Origin of the sequence: Sorangium sp. So ce204 (assembly GCF_051526795.1) — a bacterium.
In the GTDB taxonomy this organism is placed as follows: domain Bacteria; phylum Myxococcota_A; class Polyangia; order Polyangiales; family Polyangiaceae; genus Sorangium; species Sorangium cellulosum_B.
This window is the reverse complement of record NZ_CP150317.1, coordinates 10949743-10968438: the sequence shown is the minus strand read 5'-3', so window position 1 is coordinate 10968438 and position 18696 is coordinate 10949743. Positions and strand designations below refer to the sequence as shown.

Below are 18696 nucleotides of genomic sequence, written 5' to 3'. Positions count from 1 at the left end.
CTCGCCGCGCCGGCTCAGCCGGCCGGAGGCGCCTCCGCGGCGGCGCCGGGGGCCTCGCCGGAGCGCTCCTGCTCGAGCATCTCGCGGAGGACCTGCATGGCCCCCTCGATGCGCAGGAGCGTGCTCGCGACGCCCTGGCGGCGGGTATCGAGGTCGGCGACCACCTTCTGTCCGGCGTCGTATTCGGCCTGGAGCTGCTTCATTCGTTCTTCGAGGCGTTGCTTCATTGGACGGGGTTTCCTTTCATCGCGTCGAGGCGGCGCTCGAGCGCCTGGAGGGCCTGGTCGTGCGCCTGCACGACCCGGGTGAGCACGGCGAGGATGTTGAAGGGCGCGATGGCCGTCCGGTCGGGGGTGCCCACGAGCTCCGGGACGTCCTCGGCGATGAAGCCTGCCTGGATGCGCTTCTCCGGGTCGTCCTTGTAGGCGTAGGTGACGGGCGCCAGGTGGCGGAAGACGGAGAGGGCCTCCTGGGCCGGGAGGGCCTGGATGCGGTCCTTCACGGCCGCGGTGGAGGTGAGCACCACGCTGCCGTTGGCCCTGACGTTCCCGATCAGCGCGAGCAAGTTGCCGGCGCCGTTGTTGCCGATGGTGACCTTGCTGCCTGAATTCAAGCCGAGGCTCGCGTCGCCGGTAACGCTCAAGCTTGTGGCGCCAAGAGGGCCGCTGTTCAAGCTGGTGAAGGTCGTCAAGCCGTCGACGGTCAAATTCCCGAGGGTCGTGTTGCCGTTGGCGGTCAAATTCCCGAGGGTCGTGTTGCCGCTGACGGTCAAGGCCCCTGCGCTCGCGCTTCCATCCGTTGTCAGATTGCCCGTGACCTTGAGATCCTGGCGGACCTCGACGCGGGACCGGCCGCCGCTGCCCGATGTGTTTCCGACAAGAACGAGCGCGTGTGGGGACGATGTGTCGTTGACGATGAACGATTCTGCGAATTGACCGCCGCTCGGCGCAGCGCCGGACGCGAGCGTCAAGTTGTCGCCGTTGCTGTAGACGACGACATTGCCATTCACCCCGAGGCGGTCGTTCGCACCGTTTGGGGACATGCCGATGCCTACCCTACCCAGCTCATCGATGGAGAGGCGTGTTGTCGCGCCCGTACCACTGCTGTCGATGTCGACTGGGGTCCCGCCCGCGTAGGATTGGAGCCGGAACGAAGGGGCTCGCATGTTCATGGTGCCCGCGGTCAAAATGACGAACTCCCTGCCGGTCCCCCCCTCCACAGGAAATTCTCGCACGCCGATGGACCCAAACCGCGACTCCTCCAGCGTGTCGATGTTGAGCTTCTGAGCGGAGCAGCTCTCAAGGACGTTCAGGTTCCCGCCGACGCTCAGGGTCGTGCTCAGATCAACCCCACCCGTGATCCCGTCGGTATTCGCCCGCAAGGTGAAGCTCGTGTTCGGGCCGGGAAACCGCGCGCCCGAGTAACTGCGCCCCTCCGGGCCGAACGTGACCAGGCCCGCTGTCCTCCGGACCGTGCCGAGCACGATCTGGTGGGGAACGTTGACGTTCAGCGCAACGACCTCGATGATCGGCGCCTGCTTGAAGCGCGTCGCCTCGGGGGCTCCCAGGTTGTCGTTCGGGATCCGATCGCCCAGCTCGTCAAAGAGCATCCTGAGGCGCCATACCCCGTTTCCAGTCGGGGTCACGTTCACCGTCCGCGCCGTCTCGAGCAGGATCTGCCGCCCCGTGTCGTCGACCGCCGCGCCCGGTGACACGGTGAGCACGCCCGCGTTGACGGTGACGTTCAGGCCCTCGAGGATCCCCGCGACGTGGAGGAGCCGCTCGTGCCGGTGCCGCCGATCGGTGTGGTGGTTCTGCTCGTCGATGAAGTCCTGGTCCTTCAGGTACTGGCCATCGAAGTAGCGGACCCGCGAGGTGACCATTCCGGGAAGCTCATACTTGGGTGACATCCATTGATCGGGCATGGTGCTTTCTCCATCCGTTCTACATTGAGTCTCGCTCGCCGAGCGCGCCTGACCTCAGCCCGTCTCGGTCCCGAGGAGCGTGTTCGTACCGACGAGGATGCCCGGACCGAACTCGGGCCTCGCCGCAGGACCGCTGTTGTTGATCTGCATCGCCGGCGCGATGGTCTCCAGCGCATAACAGGTGTGCGCCGGCTTCTCGCGGTCGATGATCGCCCGCACCCGGCGCAGCTTGCGGTTGATCTCGTGCGGGTCGCTGTCCTGCACCGTGACGATCACCTTGAAGTAGTGGGTCCGGTCCGGGTGCTCGACGATCTGCGCCGGATCGCCGGACAGCCGGAGCACCTCCGCCATCCCGAAGACGGTGCCCCGCACGTTGTAGAGCGGGACGATGGAGCGGATGAACTGGCGCTGTGTCTGGACGCTCCAGTCGTCGCGCAGGCTGGTCGCCACCCACTGCGCGAGCCAGGGCAGGAAATCCTCGGGGACCTCGTCCGGATCGAAGAAGGCCTGCACGCTCCCGAGGAGCTGCTCGATCCCGACGATCTGGCCTGCTGTGGCGAAGCCCGCCGGCAGCGAGAGGCCCTCCCTGTCGGCCGCCGCGAGGGTCTCCCGGCCCTCCTGGTCCAGCGGCAGCTCGCCTTCCGGGAGCTGGCTCAGATCGAGCCCGCTCAGCACCGCCTCGAAGGCGCGCAGGAACTGCCCGAGGAACGACCCCTGCCGCAGGACGGCAGGCAAGTAGTGCAGATAGCTGCTCACGTTACCTCCACCCACGCGTCGCCGACGCGCTCCTTGATCACGAGATCTCCCGCCTCCACCTCGAAGCGCGGCAGTTGGTGCGGCTGCAACAGGACGGCGTCCGGGCTCCCGGGCGCGCCGACGATCCGCTCAGGGGGCACGCCCGGCGCGGACAGCACGACCGCGTCGGCGAACTCCACCCCGCGGACGCCGTCGAGCGTCGCGTAGATCTCCGAGACATAGACGCCGCGCCCGAATGGCCACCCGCCGCCGCCCCGGCCGCCCTCCAGCGGGTCGAAGTACGCCTCGAGCGCCGTGGCCGCCGCGCTCCGCACGTCGGCCGCCCGCGCGTCGTCCTTGATGTGGAGCGTCGCCGTGAGGCTCATGCTCACGTACGCCGGCGCGACCGCGTGGAAGCGCGTGCCGGCGAGCAGCCGCGAGCGCATGAAGAGCTCGATCGCGTCGCGGAGCGCCTGCGCCGGCAAAGGCCACCGGGCCGCGTCGCTCCCGGGCGGCGCCCCGGGCACGTGGCGCGGGACCACGACGAGGCTCACATGCCCTGTCCTGTCCCATTGCGGTGAGAGCGCGTCCGTGAGATCGCAGCCGGACAGCGCCCGCACCTGCGCGAGCGCGCTGGCCGGCGCGCCGGGCGACTCAGCCGTCGCATCGTGCGCCGCGGCCAATGACGATATGGGCCAGTGGTGTCGCGCGATGTACTCGAAATCGTCCACGCTGACCGCGCGGTACCGCTCTCGCAGATCGACGATGGCGCCGTGAACCGCCTCGTCGAGCGGCAATGCCTCCCGCGATACGGCGCGGTCGGCGTCGAGGATTTTCAGGAAGGTGCGCGTGCTCGCCTCCGGGATCCTCCCCGTGCGATAGACGAGCATCTCCGTCAGCCAGGCGAAGAGCTCGACGAGCGCGATCCCTGGATCGGAGGGGTTGTGGTCGGTCCAGGCGGGATCGATCGTCGGAATGGCCGCACGGGCCTCCTCGACCAGCTCCTCGTATGTCTTGTTGTCGAGCTCAGGCAGCGCAATGGGCATCGAAGTCTCCTCTCCGGCTAGACGATCTCGATGGCGTGAGGCCCCGAGTACACGAGGGCGCGCGCCCTCCACGCGGGGTCCAGCGGGCCACCCGCGAGCGGCGTCTCGGTCAGGTCCACGGAGATCACGCTCTCGACGCCGGCGATCGAGAACAGCAATCGATAGATATCGGACACGTGCGGGAGCTCCCCGAACTGCCAGCCGACCCCGCCGGGCGCGCCGGTGAGCGGGTGCAAGAAGTCGGTGAGCGCGCGCAGCACCCTTCCGCGGAGATCCTCGACGCCCTCGAGCGTCGCGGGGACGAGCCGGACATGCGCGCTCATCTCCAGCCACTCGGGCCCGACGACGCGCAGCGCGGCGGTCGCGGGGCTCCGTCTTCGTAAATAGTCCTCCACATCCATCAAGAGGCCCATGCTCGGCCGCGGCGGCACCTCGGGGCTGTTCGGCACGACGAGCACGGTGACCTGCCCGTTGCCCTCGATCGCCGCCTCGAACGCGTCGTCGTCGTCCTCCAGCTCCGCGAGCTGGAACGGCGAGAACCGCGGCGTGATGGCCCGGGCGCGCGCCACGGCGGGCGAGGCCTCGCGCGCGAGATCCTCGATGTCCTCTGCCGTGACCCCGCGGCCCCGGTGGCGCAGGACCCGCGGGCCGCGCTCCGCAACGCGCGCGTCGGCCTCCCACTCCGTGCCCGCGGTCGCGGGCTCGTGGTTCAGCGCGCCGTCGACGTAGGCGACCGTGGTCTTGAGCTGCGCGAGCGCGCCCGCCGGCCGGTTGCCGTCGGCGCCGCCGCCCGCGCGGTAGACCGCGGCCCGCACGCTGCGCACCCCGCGAGGGGGCGCCATCCCGCGCTGCCCGTCGCCGAAGCGCACCTCGCCGGTCCGGCGATCCAGGCGGTAATGGCGGTCGCGCGGCCCCGAGCCGTGGAAGTCCGGCACCTCGTGCCACCGCACCCAGATCTCCTGCGCTCCGCCCGGCGCGCCGACGGCGCGCACGGCGTCCGGCCCCTCGAGCCGCTCGATCTCGGCGCGCTCCTCCGGAGGAGGCGCCGCCGGCTCGAGCACCTCGATGTGCTGGCCCTCCAGCACCGGGCGGTGCGACAGCGCGAACGTGAGGCCCGCGCCGCCGTCGCTCGATCCGAGCACCTCGCCCTTGATCGTCGTCGCGTGCGTCGCCCACACGGTGTTCGTGAGCACGCGGCCGAGCCGCGGCGCCGCCGCGAACGAGCCCTCCGCGAGCCGCGCGCGGAGCCAGCAGAGCTCCTGGCCGAACCGCGCGCAGGGCGCGAGATCGGTCGGGCCGATGAACGCGACGAGGCCGCTCTGGGCGAGGTCGCGCGTCTCGTCCGCGGGGAAGAGCGCCTTCCAGCCGAGCGCGTCGTCGCCGGCCGCGATGCCGCCGGCCGCGGCGGCGGTCGCGTATTCCCAGACGAGCTTCGCCGGCGCCCCGCCCGGGGCCTCGAGCAGCGCCGCGCCGCTCGAGATCGGCTCGACCTGGAGATAAAGCAGGTTGTCCCGGTTGGCGAAGGGCTGGTTGAAGCCGAAGTAGATGGCGCGGCCAGCCGCGAGCCGCCGCCACGGGGCGAACGCGGCGCCGGGCTGGTGCTCCACGAGCGCGAAATCGTCGCGCGAGACGCAGAATGGCGTGTTGCTCGTGACCGTCTGGGTATAGCGGAGCGAGAGCGCGGCGAGGATCGGCGGCCGGTACCCGTCGTCGGTGATCGTGGGGCCGACCTGGATCCCCTTGCCATAATCGTTCTGCACGAGGCGGATCCGCAGCCAGTGCGCCTGTTTGCCGAGCACCTCGGCGGGCGCGACGTTGGCCGGCAGCGTGAACGTGACCGTGTGAATGGCGTTGTTCTGGTGCATCGACGGGACGTTCGGGTCCGCGGCGCCGGTCTTCTTCATGTCCGGGGAGACGACGCGCACCCAGCCCGACGCCGTGGACACCTCCCACGCGAGCGTGGGGTCCTCCGTGGTGCGGAGGGGCGCCATCGCGGGGCTCGGCGTGACTTCCACGGTGACCTCCGCCCCCGCGCGCGAGAGCACCGCCGCGCTCGCCACGTAGAACGTGTCGCCCACGCGAGGGCGCTCGCCGAGCGGGCGGAAGTCCATCGAGAGGTCCACCTTGCGGAAGGCCGCCAGCGCGAGATCCGGCGCGATCCCGCCCGCCGCGGGCCACGTGATGTCCGCGTGCATCCTCACGCCCTGGATCTCGGGGATCGGATCGAGCGGCCACGCCACGAGCTCGGCGCGCAAAAAGCGCGCGGTCCGGCCGGCGACGGTGGTGGCCGCCATGTCGGCGGGGATGTCGAATTTGAGGTTCCAGTCCGTGGTCGCGTTCTCGTCAGGGATCGGGTCGCACTCGAGCTTCTGCCACCCGGCACCGTTCCAGTACGACCAGAGCACGAGCGGCGGCTCGGGCGGGCTCTCCTGGTAGGCCGCGTCGCCGGCGAGCGGGGGGAGCGTCTCCGGCTCGTGCAGGGCGTGGAAGCGCGCCCGCTCGGCCGCGGCGATCTCCAGCGTGACGGTGACTCCGGTGCCCGCGGGCGCGTCGAGGATCGCGTCATCGGCCAGGTAGAGCGCGTGCTCCACCGGCCGGTCGCCCGCGAACGCGTCGTAGAAGCCCGCGCCCGCCGCGGCGGCGGTGCGATCCGCGTAGCGGTCGCCGTCGGGATCGCGGACGAAGACGGCCCTGAGCTCCGCGCGCGTCGTGGCGAGCTCGCGGTCGGTCTCGAACACGATCTCGCGCGTGTCGCCCGGGACCGCCGCGGCGCCAACGCGCGTGCCCTCGGGCACCACGGGCTCCGCGCTCGAGCGCTGCACGAGCGTGAACGTGAGCGGGACGCGCGCCGGGCGCGGCGGCGTGGGCTCGACGCCGACGAGGTTGAGGAACGCGACGAAGCTCCGCTCCGGCACGCGGTTGAGCCGTTCGAGCGCGTGGCGGGCCATGCGGTCGAACACGCGGATGAGCGCGCGGCCGGGATCGGCCGCGTCGCCCGCGGGCGGCCTCCACGGCGAGAGCGCTTGCGCGAGCTTCTCGGTCCGCGCGGCGATGTCGTCGTGCGGCGCACCAGCGATCAGGGGGCGGTCGGGGCTCTGCATCACACCACCGGTCAGGTCGAGAGGTAGAAGGGAAAGACGAGGTTCTGGCGGCTGTTCGTCGCGCGGACCTCGTACTGGATGTCGATGAGGATCCCCGCCGGGTCGGCGGGGTGCAGCCGGGCGTCGACGCCGAGCAGCGCGACGCGCGGCTCCCATCGTTCGAGCGCCTCGGTCACCGCGCGGCGGACGTCCCCGAGCGTGCCCGTCGTGCGCGGCGCGAACACGAGATCGTGAAGGCCGCAGCCGAAATCGGGCCGCCCGATGCGCTCTCCCCGCGCCGTCGAGAGGAGGAGCCATATCGACTGGCGGACCTTGTCCTCGCCGCTCGCCGCGGCGATGGCGCTGCCCGGATCGAGGCCGACGCCGGGCGCCCCCTCGTCCAGCCCGAAGGCCCAGCCGCTGCCCAGGAAGCCGTCGTCCGTATTCTCCATCACCGCACCTCCAGCGCGCCGCTGTTCATGTCGATTCCCGCGAGGCACTCCAGCGCGAGGCCCGATTGCGCCTCCACCCTGCCGTCCTGCCCGCCCGTGATCGCGAACGACTGACTCGCCTCCACGGAGAGCGCCTTGCACTTGATGGCGAGATCGCCCTCGCCCGCGTCGATGGTGACGCCGCCCTTCGCCTGGATGGCAAGGTCCTTGTCCGAGGTGATCGCGATCGAGCCCGCCGGCCCGTCGATCACGATCGTGTTCTTGCCGGTGCCGTCCGCGATCGTGATCTTCTCCGCTCCTTCGGTGTCGTCGAGCAGGATGGTGTGTCCGCTGCGCGATTTGATGACGCGCACGTTGTTCTTGCCGTCACCGTTCCCGGCCGGCGGCCTGTCCTTGCCGTTCCAGAGCGCGCCGACGACGAAGGGGCGCTCGAGGCTGCCGTGCTCGAACGCGACAAGCACCTCGTCGTCCACCTCCAGGCCGAAATAGACCCCGCGGCCGTCGCCGGCCATCGGCGCCGCGACGCGCGCCCAGTTGCTCTCGTCGGCCTCGGCGAGCCACGGGAACTTCAGCCTCACCCGGCCGAGCCCCTCGGGATCCTGCGTGTTGGTCACGACCCCGATGGCCACGCCCTGGATCGGCGCCTCCCGGCGGCGCCCGGGCTCGTAGGAGGGCTCGAGCAGCTCAAAGCCGTTCATGTCGCGTTCCTCCTCGCGGAGAAGCTGGTCCGATAACCCCGCTGCGGGGAATAGCTGTGTGATGTCGAGGTCACGTAATACCTGCCCTCGAAGCGCCCGACGCTCTTCACCTCGATGACGATGCCGGCCCTGAGGTCGGTCCGGCCGAGGCACGCGCCGCTCGCCTGCACGAAGCCGAGCGCGGCCGCCTCGAGCTGCTCGCGGGCGATCCGGTCGGCCTCCTCCTGCGTGGCGACGTTCCTGTCCGCGACCACGAGCGGCGCGTCGCCGAGCGCCCGCTGCGCGGCCGCGGCGGCGGCGACCTTGCCCATCGACGATTGATCCGCGGCCGCCGCCCTGCCGATGATGGGCGACTTCGTCTTGGGGTCCCAGCCGCGCACCTCGACCGCGCTCGGGATGTCGCCGACCGACATCTGCGCGGAGAACTCGAGCAGGTCGCTGCCAGCCTCCAGGACGAGGTCCGGCGCGGCGCCGTGCCTGCGCGGCTGGAAGTGGAGCGTCTTGCCCCGGACGAGCACCTCGTAGCCGATCGACGACGCGCGCTGGCGCAGGAAATCATGGTCGGAGACGCGATCCTGCTCGACGTGATCGAGCTGGATGCCGCTGTCGACGACGTCCGGGGTCAGGCCGTAATCCTTGTCCCTCGCGATCTCGGCGGCGATGTCGCTGTCCTTGAGCTTGACGAACGGTTTGCGCTTCTTCCTGCCGCGCTGCATGCGGTAGCGCCGGTCGCACGCGCTCACCACGAACGACGGCGACTCGCCCCCCTGGAGATCGAGCTCCAGGCGCATGATGTCGCCGAAGAGCAGTGTCTCGAGCTTGCCCGAATAGCCGAGCTGGATCTCGATCTCTCCGCCGATATCGAAGAGATCGTCCTCGGCCCACGAGAGGCTCCGCCGCTCGTCGTTCCACGCCGACAGGCGCAGGGTGAGCTGCGAGGGCGCGTCCAGATCCTCCTGCACCGCCACGTCGCGCAGGTCACGATAGGCCTCCTCGGGCAAGGGGCGCCCGTTGAGGAGGACGGCGACGTCGGGGGTTCTGCTCTGTGCGTCAGGCATGGCGCTCGCTCAGCGGATCCGGGGGATGGTGAGGGTCTGCCCGGGCGAGATGCGCCGCGGGTCGTCGATGCGGTTCGCCTCGGCGATGCGGCGCCACGCGGACCTGTCGCCGTACAGCGCGGCCGCGATGCCCATCAGCGTGTCGCCCGGGCGCACGACGTGCTTCTTCGCCACGTCGGGAGAGTGCTGCTCGTCCGACACGAGGGGCCGCCCCGGGTGCTCCACGAAGGTGCAGCTCATGGTGGCGCGCACCGGCGTGCCATCGTCGAGGAAGAGCAGGTAGGTGCGCGAGGCTTGCTGGAGGACGCCCTGGAACAGCGTGAACGCGCCCCAGGACAGCCTGCAGACAGGGGGGCGGTGCAGCTCGATGTCCTGCTTGGCGAGGCTCGCGACGGCGTCCGTGGCCTTCACGACGCTCTCCGCGCCCGGCCCCGCGCCGAACGAGGGCAAGAGCCCGAGGAGGTCGCCCCCGGCGCCGCCCCGCGCGTACGTGTCGAAGAACAGCTCGAGGGTGAGCGTCTCGGGCGCCGAGGACTGATAGAGCATCTCGAAGCCCGGGCGGTACTTCGACGCACCCGTGGTGTAGCTCGGAGCCCACGTCACGCTCTTGCTGTAGACGAGCTGGTTCGGGTTGAAATAAGCCCCGGGCTCCAGGAGGACGAAGTTGTTCTGCTGATCCTTCTCGTGATGAATCGTGAGCTTCTCGAGGGTCATCGAAATCCTCCTCTGCGCTCGCGCTCCGCGGACATGCGCCGGACGAGCTTGCGTTGCACCTTGTCGACGAGGGTCTCGAGATCCATGCCCAGGGCGCCCGCGGCAGCGCCGGGCGCCGCCGCGAGGGGGGAGACGGATCCCGGGACGGCTTGGGTCGCCGCGGCGACGGGCATGGCGCGCGGCGGGAGCACCGGAGCGCCCGGCGCCGCGACCGGAGCGGTGCTGTCCGGCGCGGCCGCGGCCTGGGCCTCGGTGCGGCCGCCTGCGACGCGCACGTGCGGCAGGTGATCGGGCCGGGGCGCGGCCGGCTCGGTCGCCGGCGCGACGCGCGGCAGCGGCGGCGCGCCATGGGGCAGGGGCCCCGGCGCCGCAGCGACGGCAGCAGCGCCGCGCTGCGCGGGCGACGGCTGCACCACGGGGCGCCGCGGCCCATCGCGCAGCGCGAGCGGGGTGTCGTCGTCGTCCACGCCGCGCGCGGGGCGGAGGGGCGCCTGCGCGCCGCGCGACGACGGTGCATGGGGCAGCTGCGCGCGCGCCTCCAGAGGAGCGGGCGAGCGCGCCGGCGAGCGGGGCGCCACGACGGGCCGCGAGGACGGCGCGACAGCCGCAGAGGCGGCCCGCGGCGCAGCGGGCGGCGGCGCGGCCGGCCGCTGCGCTGGTGCGGCCAGGACGAGCGGCAGCGACGCACGCGACGCACCGGCCGCGCGCGTCGCGTGCGCGACGGGCAAGGGCGCTGAGCTCACGACCGGCAACGTCGCTGCCGGGCCTCCTGCGACGGGCGAGGGCGCCCGATCGGAATCGAACGCCGCGCGAGGCGCCGCCGGCGCGGCGCTCGCCGCCCGCGCCGCCCGCTCCTCACCTCCCTGCAGCGCGCCGGCGCTCGTCGCCGCCGTGGCGGGGACCGTGACATGGACCAGCGCCACGCCGGCGGTCGCGGGGGCGCCCGCCTCGGGGGCGGCAGGCGAGCCGCGCAGCCCCGCGCCCTCGCCCGGGCGCGCCGGGGGCGCGGCCTTCACCACGATGACCTCGCGCGTCGCCGCCGGCGCCAGCGCCGGCGCGCTCGGCTCCGGCCGCGCCGGCGCGACCCAGCGGCCGTGGACGATCGGCACCTCGTCCACGCGCAGCCCGCCCGCCTGGCCGCGCCGCCGCGCGAGGTGGGCGAGCAGCGGCAGCCGCGCCGAGAAGCGCTCGACGCCGCGCAGGATGCGCCGCACCAGCGCGAGCGAGATCACCCCGGGAGCGACGAGCGGCCTGAGGAGCCGCTCGAGCAGCACCGGATTCACGCTCTCTTGCCACGCAGCAGCGCTCATGGTGGTTTCGCCCTCGCTCGTCAGAGGAGCTGCCCGGCCCCGGCGCGCACCGCCGTGAGCGCGCGGCTCGCCGTGGGCTTGACGATCCCCCGGTGCACGAGCTCGATGGTCTCCGTCGCCACCTCGCCGTCGCTGCCCGCGTTCAGCGTCGGGCCGACCCACTTGACCGGCAGCGCCTCGCGGACGTTCCACCACATCGCGGGCAGCCGTCGCCCGTCGAGCAGCATGAGCGTGAGGTTGCGACGGACGATGATCCCGCGGGCGACGTCGTCGTACCAGGACCACATCGTGTCGAGATCGACGAGCCCGCGCGCGAGCACGAGGTTCGCGTGCCGCACGGGGCCCGGGAGCCTGTGCAGAAAGCCGTTCTCGCCCCCCTCGGCGTACTCCTTGATCTCCACGCTGCTCTCGAGCCCCCGCACCTCGCGGAAGCCCCCGGAGAGCAGCCCCTCGATCTCGACGAGGAAATTGCAGCCGAGGTACGGATCGAGGCGGGCCCCGAGCGTCCCTGCGGCGGCCGAGAACACCGCGCTCAGCCCGGCGGCGGCGCCGAGGCCCACAGTGGCGTTCACGTTGACGCTGGCGCTGACTCCGAAACCAAAGGCCATGATCTCGTATCCTTATCTCCAGGGTGGTCTGTGCCGGCCGCGCGCCGCCTCTACGGGCGGCGCGCGGCCTCCTCGTTGATCTGCTGGTTCATCCGCGCGACCTCCGTCACCCACCGCTGCCTCTCGCGGTGATCGAGGCGCATCACCTCGTCGTACGACCAGCGCATGTAATGGGACAGATAAGCTACCTCCTCGAACAGGCGATCCGAGGGGTAGCTCAGGCTTCCCCCAGAGGGCTCGTCTCCACCTCGAACTCTCCCTGGCAATGAGGACAGCTCACGACGAGGCGCGCGTGGCCGTTCTCGTTGATGCGCCGGTAGAGGTCCTGCAAGAACATGAGATCCCCCGAGAGCAGGCCCTCCATGACCTTCGGGTTCACGAACTCGAGGGTGCCGAGCCTGGTGACCACCCTCGAGAGGAGGATGATCACCAGATAGCCCGGGTTCGCCTGCACGCGCGGGTCCTTGAGCGGGGCGATCTCGTCGAAGGCCGTGGCCAGACGCATCGCCCCCTCGCGGTGCACGGCGCCGTCCGGGCCCGTGAACCCGTGCGGCAGCGTGAACGGGAACTCCGCGGGCGCGGCTCCTACCACCTCTGCACCTCGACGCCCTCGTGCGCGAGCTCGAGCGTCTCGACGGCCACCGCGTCGCTCGCCGCGTCGAAGCTCGGCCCCGACCACTTGATCGGCCAGCAGTTGCGGATGTTCCAGCGGATCTTCTCGTTGCCCGCGTCGTCGCGCAGGATGACCGAGATCGTCCGCCGGAGCGGCGTGCCCGTGGCCACGCTGTCGCGCCAGTCCCAGAGCGCGCGGTCGTCGGTGACGCCGCGCTGGAGCGAGATGTTCGAGAACGACAGGAGCCCCGGGAGCTGGCGCTGCGCCAGCGTGGGATCGGTGCCCTCCCGGTACTTCACCGCCGCGCTCGAGCTGTCGAGCCCCGACGCCTGCTTGAAGCCCATCCGGGTGATCCCGTCGAGCTCCACCGCGAAGTTGTAGCCGTTGAACGGATCCTTGCGATCGATTGCCATGGTTTCCCTCTCGAGTGCTTCGACGTTCTCTCGGAGCGTCCTTCAAAGTGCGTCACCGGCCGGCGGGCGCGCCGGCGATAGACGCGCCGGCGGCGCCCGAGACCAGGCGCACGACCACGAACTCACTGGGCCTCGCGAGCGAGAGCCCCACCTCGGTCACCACCATTCCCTGGTCGCGCGTCGCGGCCGGGTTGGTCTCTGCGTCGCAGCGGACGTAGAACGCCTCGTCCGCCGTCGCGCCCGCGAGCGCGCCCTTCCGGTGGAGCGCCTCCAGGAACGCGGACGTCTCACGGCCGATCCGGGCCCACAGCCGGAGGTCGTTCGGCTCGAACGCGACGGCCGTCATGGTCTGCTCGAGCCACCGGGCGACCGTGATCAGCACGCGGCGCGCGTTCACGTGGGCAAAGCTCGATCCGTGGAGCGCCAGCTGGTCGCTGCTCGCCAGCGTGCGCGCTCCCCAGACCCGGACGCCGCGCCCTGGCAAGGCGCGCAGGGCGTTGACGCCCTTGTCCTTGAGCTCGACGAGCGCCGCGTCGTCGAGGTGGGCGGCGAGGTCGACGACCCCCTCCACCACCTCGTTCGCGGGCGCCTTGTGCGCGCCGACCCTCCGGTCGGTGCGCGCATAGACGCCCGCCACGTGGCCGGCGGGCGGGACGAAGCCGTCGCCCGTCCCCGCGCAGCCGTTGCACGCCCAGCCCTCGAGCTGGCCCGATCCCTTGCAGAGCGGGCAGCCGCGCACCCGGACCCAGGGCGCGTAGAGCGCGGCGCTCTCGCTCCGGAACGGCGCGTCGAGCGCGGCGGCCGTGAGCGCGTCCCCGGGCGCGTGGAGGACGAAGAACCGCCGCGGGGGCCGCTGATCGAAGAAGCCCACGAGCGCCGCGAGCAGGCCCCCGGCCGCGGCGGGGAGATCCGGCGCGCAGACCAGATCGAAGTCCTCCACCGCGTCGAGCGCCTCGAACGCGCCCGCGACGGGCGCGGGCGGCGCCGCGACGTAGCAGCGGCGGCCGCCGTTCTCGAAGAAGCCGCGCACCGCGAAGCCGAGGTACCCCTCGGCCCACGCCGTGCCCCTGGCCGCGCCCGTGAAGCGAAGGTCCGCGACCTCCGCGGACGCGGCAGCGCGGATCTCGAGCGCGCTCCACGCCGCGCGATCCAGCGGGACCGCGCCCCCGCCGCCCTCGAACGGCGCGAGGCTCCGGCCGAGGACCGAGAGCTGCCCCAGGAAGAGCGGCACGCCCGTCTCGAGCGCCGGCGTCGGTCGCCGCGGCGCCTCCTCGAGGTAGACGCCCGGCGCGAGGATCTCGGTCGAAGCAGCCATGAGGGTCCCCGCTCAGCTCCCCGCCGTCTGCCCGAGCCGGAAGATCACGAACTCGGCCGGCCGGACGATGGCGATGCCGATCTCCGTGACGACCTGGCCGAGATCCCGCTGCGCCGGCGGGTTCGTCTCCGCGTCGCACTTGACGTAGAACGCTTGCTCGGGCTTGTCCCCGAACAGGCCCCCTGCCGCCCAGACGGTGGTGAGGAAGGCCGCGGTGTTGCGCGTGATCTTCGCCCAGAGGTCGGGGTTGTTGGGCTCGAAGACGGCCCACTGCATGCCCTGATCGATCGACCCGCGCACGAAGTTGAACAGGCGGCGGACATTGAGGTACTTGAACTCGCCGTTCTCGTCGCCGCCCAGCGTGCGCGCCCCCCAGACCTTGATGGCGCCGTTCACGGAGCGGATGGCGTTGACGCCCTGAGGGTTCAGCCCCTCCTGCTGCGATTTGCTGAGCGCGTGCCGCACGCCGAGCGCGCCGCGGATCGGCTCGTTCGCCGGGGCCTTGTGCACGCCCCGCTGCGCGTCGACCCGCGCGTAGATGCCCGCGATGTGCCCGCTCGGCGGGACGAACTTGTTCGTCTTCGAGGCGGGGTCGAAGACCTCGATCCAGGGGAAGTAAAGCGCCGTGCTGTCGGAGAACGAGGGGAGCGCGTTGTTCACGCCGTCCGGGTCCAGCGCCGTGAGCGCGTCCGCGACGTTGCCGAACTCCTCCGTCTCGAGGATCGCCACGCGGGTACCCATCTTCTCGCAATGATCCTTGAGCGCCGTGCGCGCCGCGCTGATCGCGAGCCCGGGCGACGCGACGATGGCGATCTCGTCGATCGACTCGAAGCGCTCGAGCACGCCCGTGATATCGGGCAACGCCGGCGACGCCGGGGGCACGACATAGGCGACGTAGCAGCGCGTACCGCCGTTGAGGAAGAAGCCGTTCACGGCGTGCGCGAGCGGCCGGTGCGAGCTTTCGTCCAGGAAGCCCTTGAAGGCGGCCTTGAACTCCGAGAAGTTGGTGATGAGCTTGACCTCGCCCGGGGCCGTCGGGATGGTCTCGGTGATGGTCTGGCTATGCCTTGGATCGTTCGTGTCCGTGATGCTCGAGTCGTAGATCGGGTTCGGGACCGTGAGGGTCTGGGCGAATGCGCCGACGAAGCCCGCGGTGCTCGTGCCGACGCCGGCGATAGGAGCAGAGCCGGACGGAACCTGCTCCACGTACACGCCCGGTGAACTATAGTTGGCCATGTTCTCACACTCCAGCGTTCAGTTGACGGTTGCCTGGTTCGGCGGCGCGGTCTAGACCGGAGCCGCGTCGAGCAAGACTGTGCCGATATCGGCGATGACACCCTTCGTGATCTGGACGTCGACCGTGGCGAGCAGGAAGCCTGACGCGCTGAATTGCAGCGCGCGCTCGCCCACCTCGACGCCGGTCAGGTAGAATCGACCCTGCGCGTCGCAATACGCCTCTTCCCCGGTGCCCGCGACGCGCACGCGCGCGAGCGGCAGCGCCTCGGGCGTCCCCTGCACGGGCCCGTGGATGATCCCTCGAACCCCGGTCGGCGGCAGGGCGACCTCCGCGAGCTGCGCCGCGAGCTCGCCCTCTGCGCCGCGCGCGATCGTGAAGGCCCGCGTGGCGTCCCCGTAGCGCCGCGCGCCGCCGGGGACCGTATACGATAGGACGTAATCTCCGTCGGGCAAGTCCACGAATCGATAACAGCCGTCCCGCGCGGTGCGCGTGCGATCCGGCCGCTCGACGAGGGAGCCCCACGCGCTGCCGTGGCGGAGCGCCGCCATGGCGAGCTCTCGTGAGAACGCGGTGGGCATCCCGGTGATGACCACATGGACGCCCGCGACCGGCTGCTCGGTCTCCTGATCGATCACGCGCCCCGCGATCGCGGCCTGGTGGACGCGACTCTGGATCTGAAGAAGGCTCGGCATGGTCTCCCTCGCTCCTCAGCCCTGGGTGGAGAGCACGACGCGGCCCGCGTCCTCCGGCGGGCGCGGGTCGACGGCGATGGTCACGGTGAAGCTGAACGCGGCCCGCGGCTTGCCGCCGAGGGCCTGCCAGAAATCGCCGTTCGCGCGCTCGTTCCCCGGCGCGAGCACGGCTGTCCGCACCGGGAACGCCTGCGATTTGAGGCTGCCTTGCAGCGCCTCGCGCGGGAGCTCGCGGTGGCGGTGGAGCACGCGCAGCGCCTCGCCCAGCAGGCGGTGCTCGTCCTCCTCGGGCCGCGGCGCGTTGGCCGTCCCCCACGCCGTGACGAGATAACGACAGTCGACGCGCAGCGGAGGCGGCGTGCGCGTCACCGCGCCGTCCGCGCTCCGCTCCACCCACGCCTCGCTCGCGCGCAGCTCGCGGTGCTCCGTGAGCTCGTGGAGAAAGAGATCGATGGCCGGGAGCGTCACCGACGCCGGAGGGAAGTCGTCGCCTGGCGCGGCGAACGTGATGCTCACCTGCGACACGATCTCCGGCGGGAGCTCGCGGCGGAGCAACTCGGCCAGCGTGCTGTCCAGATCGTTGAACATGCTACTCCGTGTCTCCCGCCGCCGCGCGGCCGGGGCTGAACGATGGTGTGAACATTCGCTTCCATGAGTCGAGTTGTCAAACAGGCCAGATGCCGTGAGCAGGCAGTCGACGGCGGGATCAGTACGTGAGTCGTGGCGTCGCGCTCGTGACGCCACGATCTGTGCTTATGTTTGCTCGAGCCGACAGCGCCCGTCTTTATGAGGCGGAGGCGCCGGCGCCGGCGCCGGCGTGGCCGATCATCATGTTTGCTTCATGCGACGGAGCGCGCAGCGCGTCGCGGCGCGGCGCGGGGCGTCATGGATTCACGGATGATGACGAGATGCGCTGTGCCATTCTTGCGGAAGCTTGCGAGATGGCGGGCGACGTCGATTGTTGGAACACTGCTCGTGTTGGCGTCGTCCGTCGAGAGCTGATAGGTTAGAGTCGTTCCCAAGTGGGTCTTTGCGGCAGCGGTGACATGGCGCTGTCAGGACCGGAGGATTCGATGGAGCACGCTATCGCACGTGGGCCGCGAGCCAGGCAGAGCGCTCCGGCGCAGGGGGCGCCCGCGGCGCCTTGGGCGCCGAGGAGCTCCGTGGCGGCGCGGGGTCGGTCGTCCAGGAGCCAGGCGGCGGCGCCGCTCCCGGTCGCAGGGGGTCACTCGCTATCCATCCCTGGCCGGCTCCGCCGCGCCGTGGAGCGAGCGACGGGGGCATCCACGGACGGCGTCCGGGCCTTCCGCGGCGCGCTCCCTGCCGGCGCCCCGGCGAGCATCGCCGCCACGTTCGGGCGCGACTGCTTCCTCTCCCCCTCGGCGCCGTCGCTGGGGACGCTCGAGGGGGATCTCGTCATGATCCACGAGATGGCCCACGCGGTGGCCCAGCCGAAGGTCGGCCCGGCGCAGGCCGGGATCGCGCCGAGCGGCGGCCCGGCGCCCGCCGGGGCCGAGTCGGAGGCCCATCACGTCGCGCTGGCGACCCTGGGCCTCTCGCCGCCCGCGCGGGTGCGCCCTGGCCCCACGCCGTACTGGGCTCCTTTCGACGACGCCGTGCACCGCGTGATCGAGGAGCTGGCGCTCCGTGGTGTCTTCACGAAGGAGGAGATCGCGGAGATCTATCGAGGGAATCTGATGAGGGACATGTCCCAGGTGCCCGCGATCGCGAACCCCGCCTTGATCCACGAGTACGGCGATTTCGGTGGTTACCGGCCTGTGGAGCATTTCGACAACTATGTGTGGGATCGCTCGAGCCATCGGTTCACCGGCCGCGGTCAGGGACAGGGGGATCCCATCGAGTACATCAACGACATGCTCAAGCAGAGCATGGGCAGCGCCGGACGCCCCAACCTGGTTCGCCTAGGCGACGCGCTGCACGCCATCGAGGATTTCTTTAGCCATTCCAATTTTCTGTCGCTCATCCAGATGTCCGAGGAAGAGCGCGCGAAGCACCCCCTCGTCACCGGGAGCTTCGACGGCCACGACCAGCTGGTCACCTTCCAGGAGAAGCTCGCCACCTACGCGGGCGACGAAGAGCGCCGCAAGAGGACGAACGAGGATCTGGAGAAGAGCAGGCTCCTGAAGCCCGACGGGCATTCGCACCTGAACAAGGATGGCTCCCATCGCCACGGCTTCGCGCAGGCCGCCTCCCTGGCGCTGAGCACGATCGAGGGCGTCGCGCGCCTGATGGCCGCCGCCTACCGGGAGCCTGGAGATAGAGGCGCCGCGCACCTCCTCGAAGCGCAGCGGCTCGTCGCCGAGCGGCTCCGGTTTCCGGAGGGCGCCCCCGAGGAGGGCTGGTGGGCCGAAGCGCTCACGGATTTCAACGTCCGCCGGATACAGGAGGCGTTCCGCGGGGTCGACCCGGCGTCGAACATGGGCCCGTTCAGCATCGCGCGCATGCTCCGCTGGGCGCAGGGGCCCATTCTCCCTCTCGCCCCCTTTGCGTCGATGCACTCGTTCCGCTCCGAGGCGATCCCCGGCCAGCCGATGGAGATCAACCTGGCCATGGGCCTGCTCACAATGCAGAAGCTCGCGCCTCAGGACCCGCGCTGGAAGAACACGCCGATGGAGCGCACGGCGGGCGCCCCCCTCGTCCCGGGCTGGCCCGACGGCAAGGACGACGGGTGGCCGCTCCTGGCCATGGGCTTGGCCATCCAGGGGCGATTCTGATGTCGGGCCAGGCGCCCGAGAGGGCGCGCCGGACCGTGATTGGAACGGCGATGCAGGACCGAACTC

The 18696-nt window shown here is 71.2% G+C and carries 19 protein-coding genes; 1 reads left to right on the top strand and 18 read right to left on the bottom strand.

The features are described from left to right. Window positions 1-14: 14 nt before the first annotated feature. The 18 genes from WMF22_RS41290 to WMF22_RS41205 form a co-directional block, all read right to left on the bottom strand. Window positions 15-227 (bottom strand): hypothetical protein, encoded by a 213-nt coding sequence (locus WMF22_RS41290; protein WP_438033302.1) that lies wholly within the window; start codon window positions 225-227, stop codon window positions 15-17. Further along, entirely contained in the window at window positions 224-1882 is a 1659-nt protein-coding gene (locus WMF22_RS41285) for a tail fiber domain-containing protein (protein ID WP_438033301.1), read from the bottom strand. Before WMF22_RS41285 ends, WMF22_RS41290 begins: the two co-directional genes overlap by 4 nt. Window positions 1883-1978: 96 nt before the next feature. Then, the gene (locus WMF22_RS41280) at window positions 1979-2680 is read right to left on the bottom strand and encodes a phage tail protein I (protein WP_438033300.1); all 702 of its coding nucleotides are present in this window, start codon (window positions 2678-2680) and stop codon (window positions 1979-1981) included. Further along, window positions 2677-3705, bottom strand: a complete 1029-nt coding sequence (locus WMF22_RS41275) for a hypothetical protein (protein ID WP_438033299.1) — start codon at window positions 3703-3705, stop codon at window positions 2677-2679. Before WMF22_RS41275 ends, WMF22_RS41280 begins: the two co-directional genes overlap by 4 nt. A 17-nt stretch (window positions 3706-3722) precedes the next feature. Continuing rightward, entirely contained in the window at window positions 3723-6806 is a 3084-nt protein-coding gene (locus WMF22_RS41270) for a putative baseplate assembly protein (protein WP_438033298.1), read from the bottom strand. 11 nt (window positions 6807-6817) lie between these two features. After that, on the bottom strand, window positions 6818-7237 hold the full coding sequence (locus tag WMF22_RS41265) for a GPW/gp25 family protein (protein WP_438033297.1): 420 nt from the start codon (window positions 7235-7237) through the stop codon (window positions 6818-6820). Then, window positions 7237-7935 carry a phage baseplate assembly protein V gene (locus WMF22_RS41260; protein WP_438033296.1) on the bottom strand — a complete coding sequence of 233 codons (699 nt, stop codon included), beginning with the start codon at window positions 7933-7935 and terminating at the stop codon, window positions 7237-7239. Before WMF22_RS41260 ends, WMF22_RS41265 begins: the two co-directional genes overlap by 1 nt. Next, a complete protein-coding gene (locus WMF22_RS41255; protein ID WP_437295406.1) occupies window positions 7932-8993 on the bottom strand; it encodes a phage late control D family protein in 1062 nt (353 codons plus the stop codon). Before WMF22_RS41255 ends, WMF22_RS41260 begins: the two co-directional genes overlap by 4 nt. A gap of 9 nt (window positions 8994-9002) precedes the next feature. Continuing rightward, window positions 9003-9707, bottom strand: coding sequence for a CIS tube protein (locus tag WMF22_RS41250; RefSeq protein ID WP_438033295.1), 705 nt, complete (start codon window positions 9705-9707; stop codon window positions 9003-9005). Beyond that, a complete protein-coding gene (locus tag WMF22_RS41245) occupies window positions 9704-11017 on the bottom strand; it encodes a hypothetical protein (protein WP_438033294.1) in 1314 nt (437 codons plus the stop codon). Before WMF22_RS41245 ends, WMF22_RS41250 begins: the two co-directional genes overlap by 4 nt. 20 nt (window positions 11018-11037) lie before the next feature. After that, complete coding sequence (locus WMF22_RS41240) at window positions 11038-11625, bottom strand: phage tail protein (protein WP_437295403.1); 588 nt, start codon at window positions 11623-11625, stop codon at window positions 11038-11040. Between the two features lie 50 nt (window positions 11626-11675). Beyond that, a complete protein-coding gene (locus tag WMF22_RS41235; protein WP_437277268.1) occupies window positions 11676-11792 on the bottom strand; it encodes a DUF6760 family protein in 117 nt (38 codons plus the stop codon). A gap of 50 nt (window positions 11793-11842) precedes the next feature. After that, on the bottom strand, window positions 11843-12217 hold the full coding sequence (locus WMF22_RS41230) for a phage tail assembly protein (RefSeq protein WP_437277267.1): 375 nt from the start codon (window positions 12215-12217) through the stop codon (window positions 11843-11845). Beyond that, the gene (locus WMF22_RS41225) at window positions 12211-12651 is read right to left on the bottom strand and encodes a phage tail protein (protein ID WP_437295402.1); all 441 of its coding nucleotides are present in this window, start codon (window positions 12649-12651) and stop codon (window positions 12211-12213) included. Before WMF22_RS41225 ends, WMF22_RS41230 begins: the two co-directional genes overlap by 7 nt. Before the next feature lie 52 nt (window positions 12652-12703). Further along, window positions 12704-13966, bottom strand: a complete 1263-nt coding sequence (locus WMF22_RS41220; protein WP_438033293.1) for a phage tail sheath family protein — start codon at window positions 13964-13966, stop codon at window positions 12704-12706. A 12-nt stretch (window positions 13967-13978) separates the two neighbouring features. Then, window positions 13979-15202, bottom strand: coding sequence for a phage tail sheath family protein (locus WMF22_RS41215; RefSeq protein WP_438033292.1), 1224 nt, complete (start codon window positions 15200-15202; stop codon window positions 13979-13981). 51 nt (window positions 15203-15253) lie between these two features. Next, entirely contained in the window at window positions 15254-15895 is a 642-nt protein-coding gene (locus WMF22_RS41210; protein WP_438033291.1) for an MSCRAMM family protein, read from the bottom strand. A gap of 15 nt (window positions 15896-15910) precedes the next feature. Continuing rightward, window positions 15911-16483 carry a DUF4255 domain-containing protein gene (locus tag WMF22_RS41205; RefSeq protein ID WP_437295398.1) on the bottom strand — a complete coding sequence of 191 codons (573 nt, stop codon included), beginning with the start codon at window positions 16481-16483 and terminating at the stop codon, window positions 15911-15913. Between the two features lie 575 nt (window positions 16484-17058). Between WMF22_RS41205 and WMF22_RS41200 the strand changes: the two genes are divergently transcribed. Then, the gene (locus WMF22_RS41200) at window positions 17059-18630 is read left to right on the top strand and encodes an eCIS core domain-containing protein (protein ID WP_438033290.1); all 1572 of its coding nucleotides are present in this window, start codon (window positions 17059-17061) and stop codon (window positions 18628-18630) included. Window positions 18631-18696: the final 66 nt, after the last annotated feature.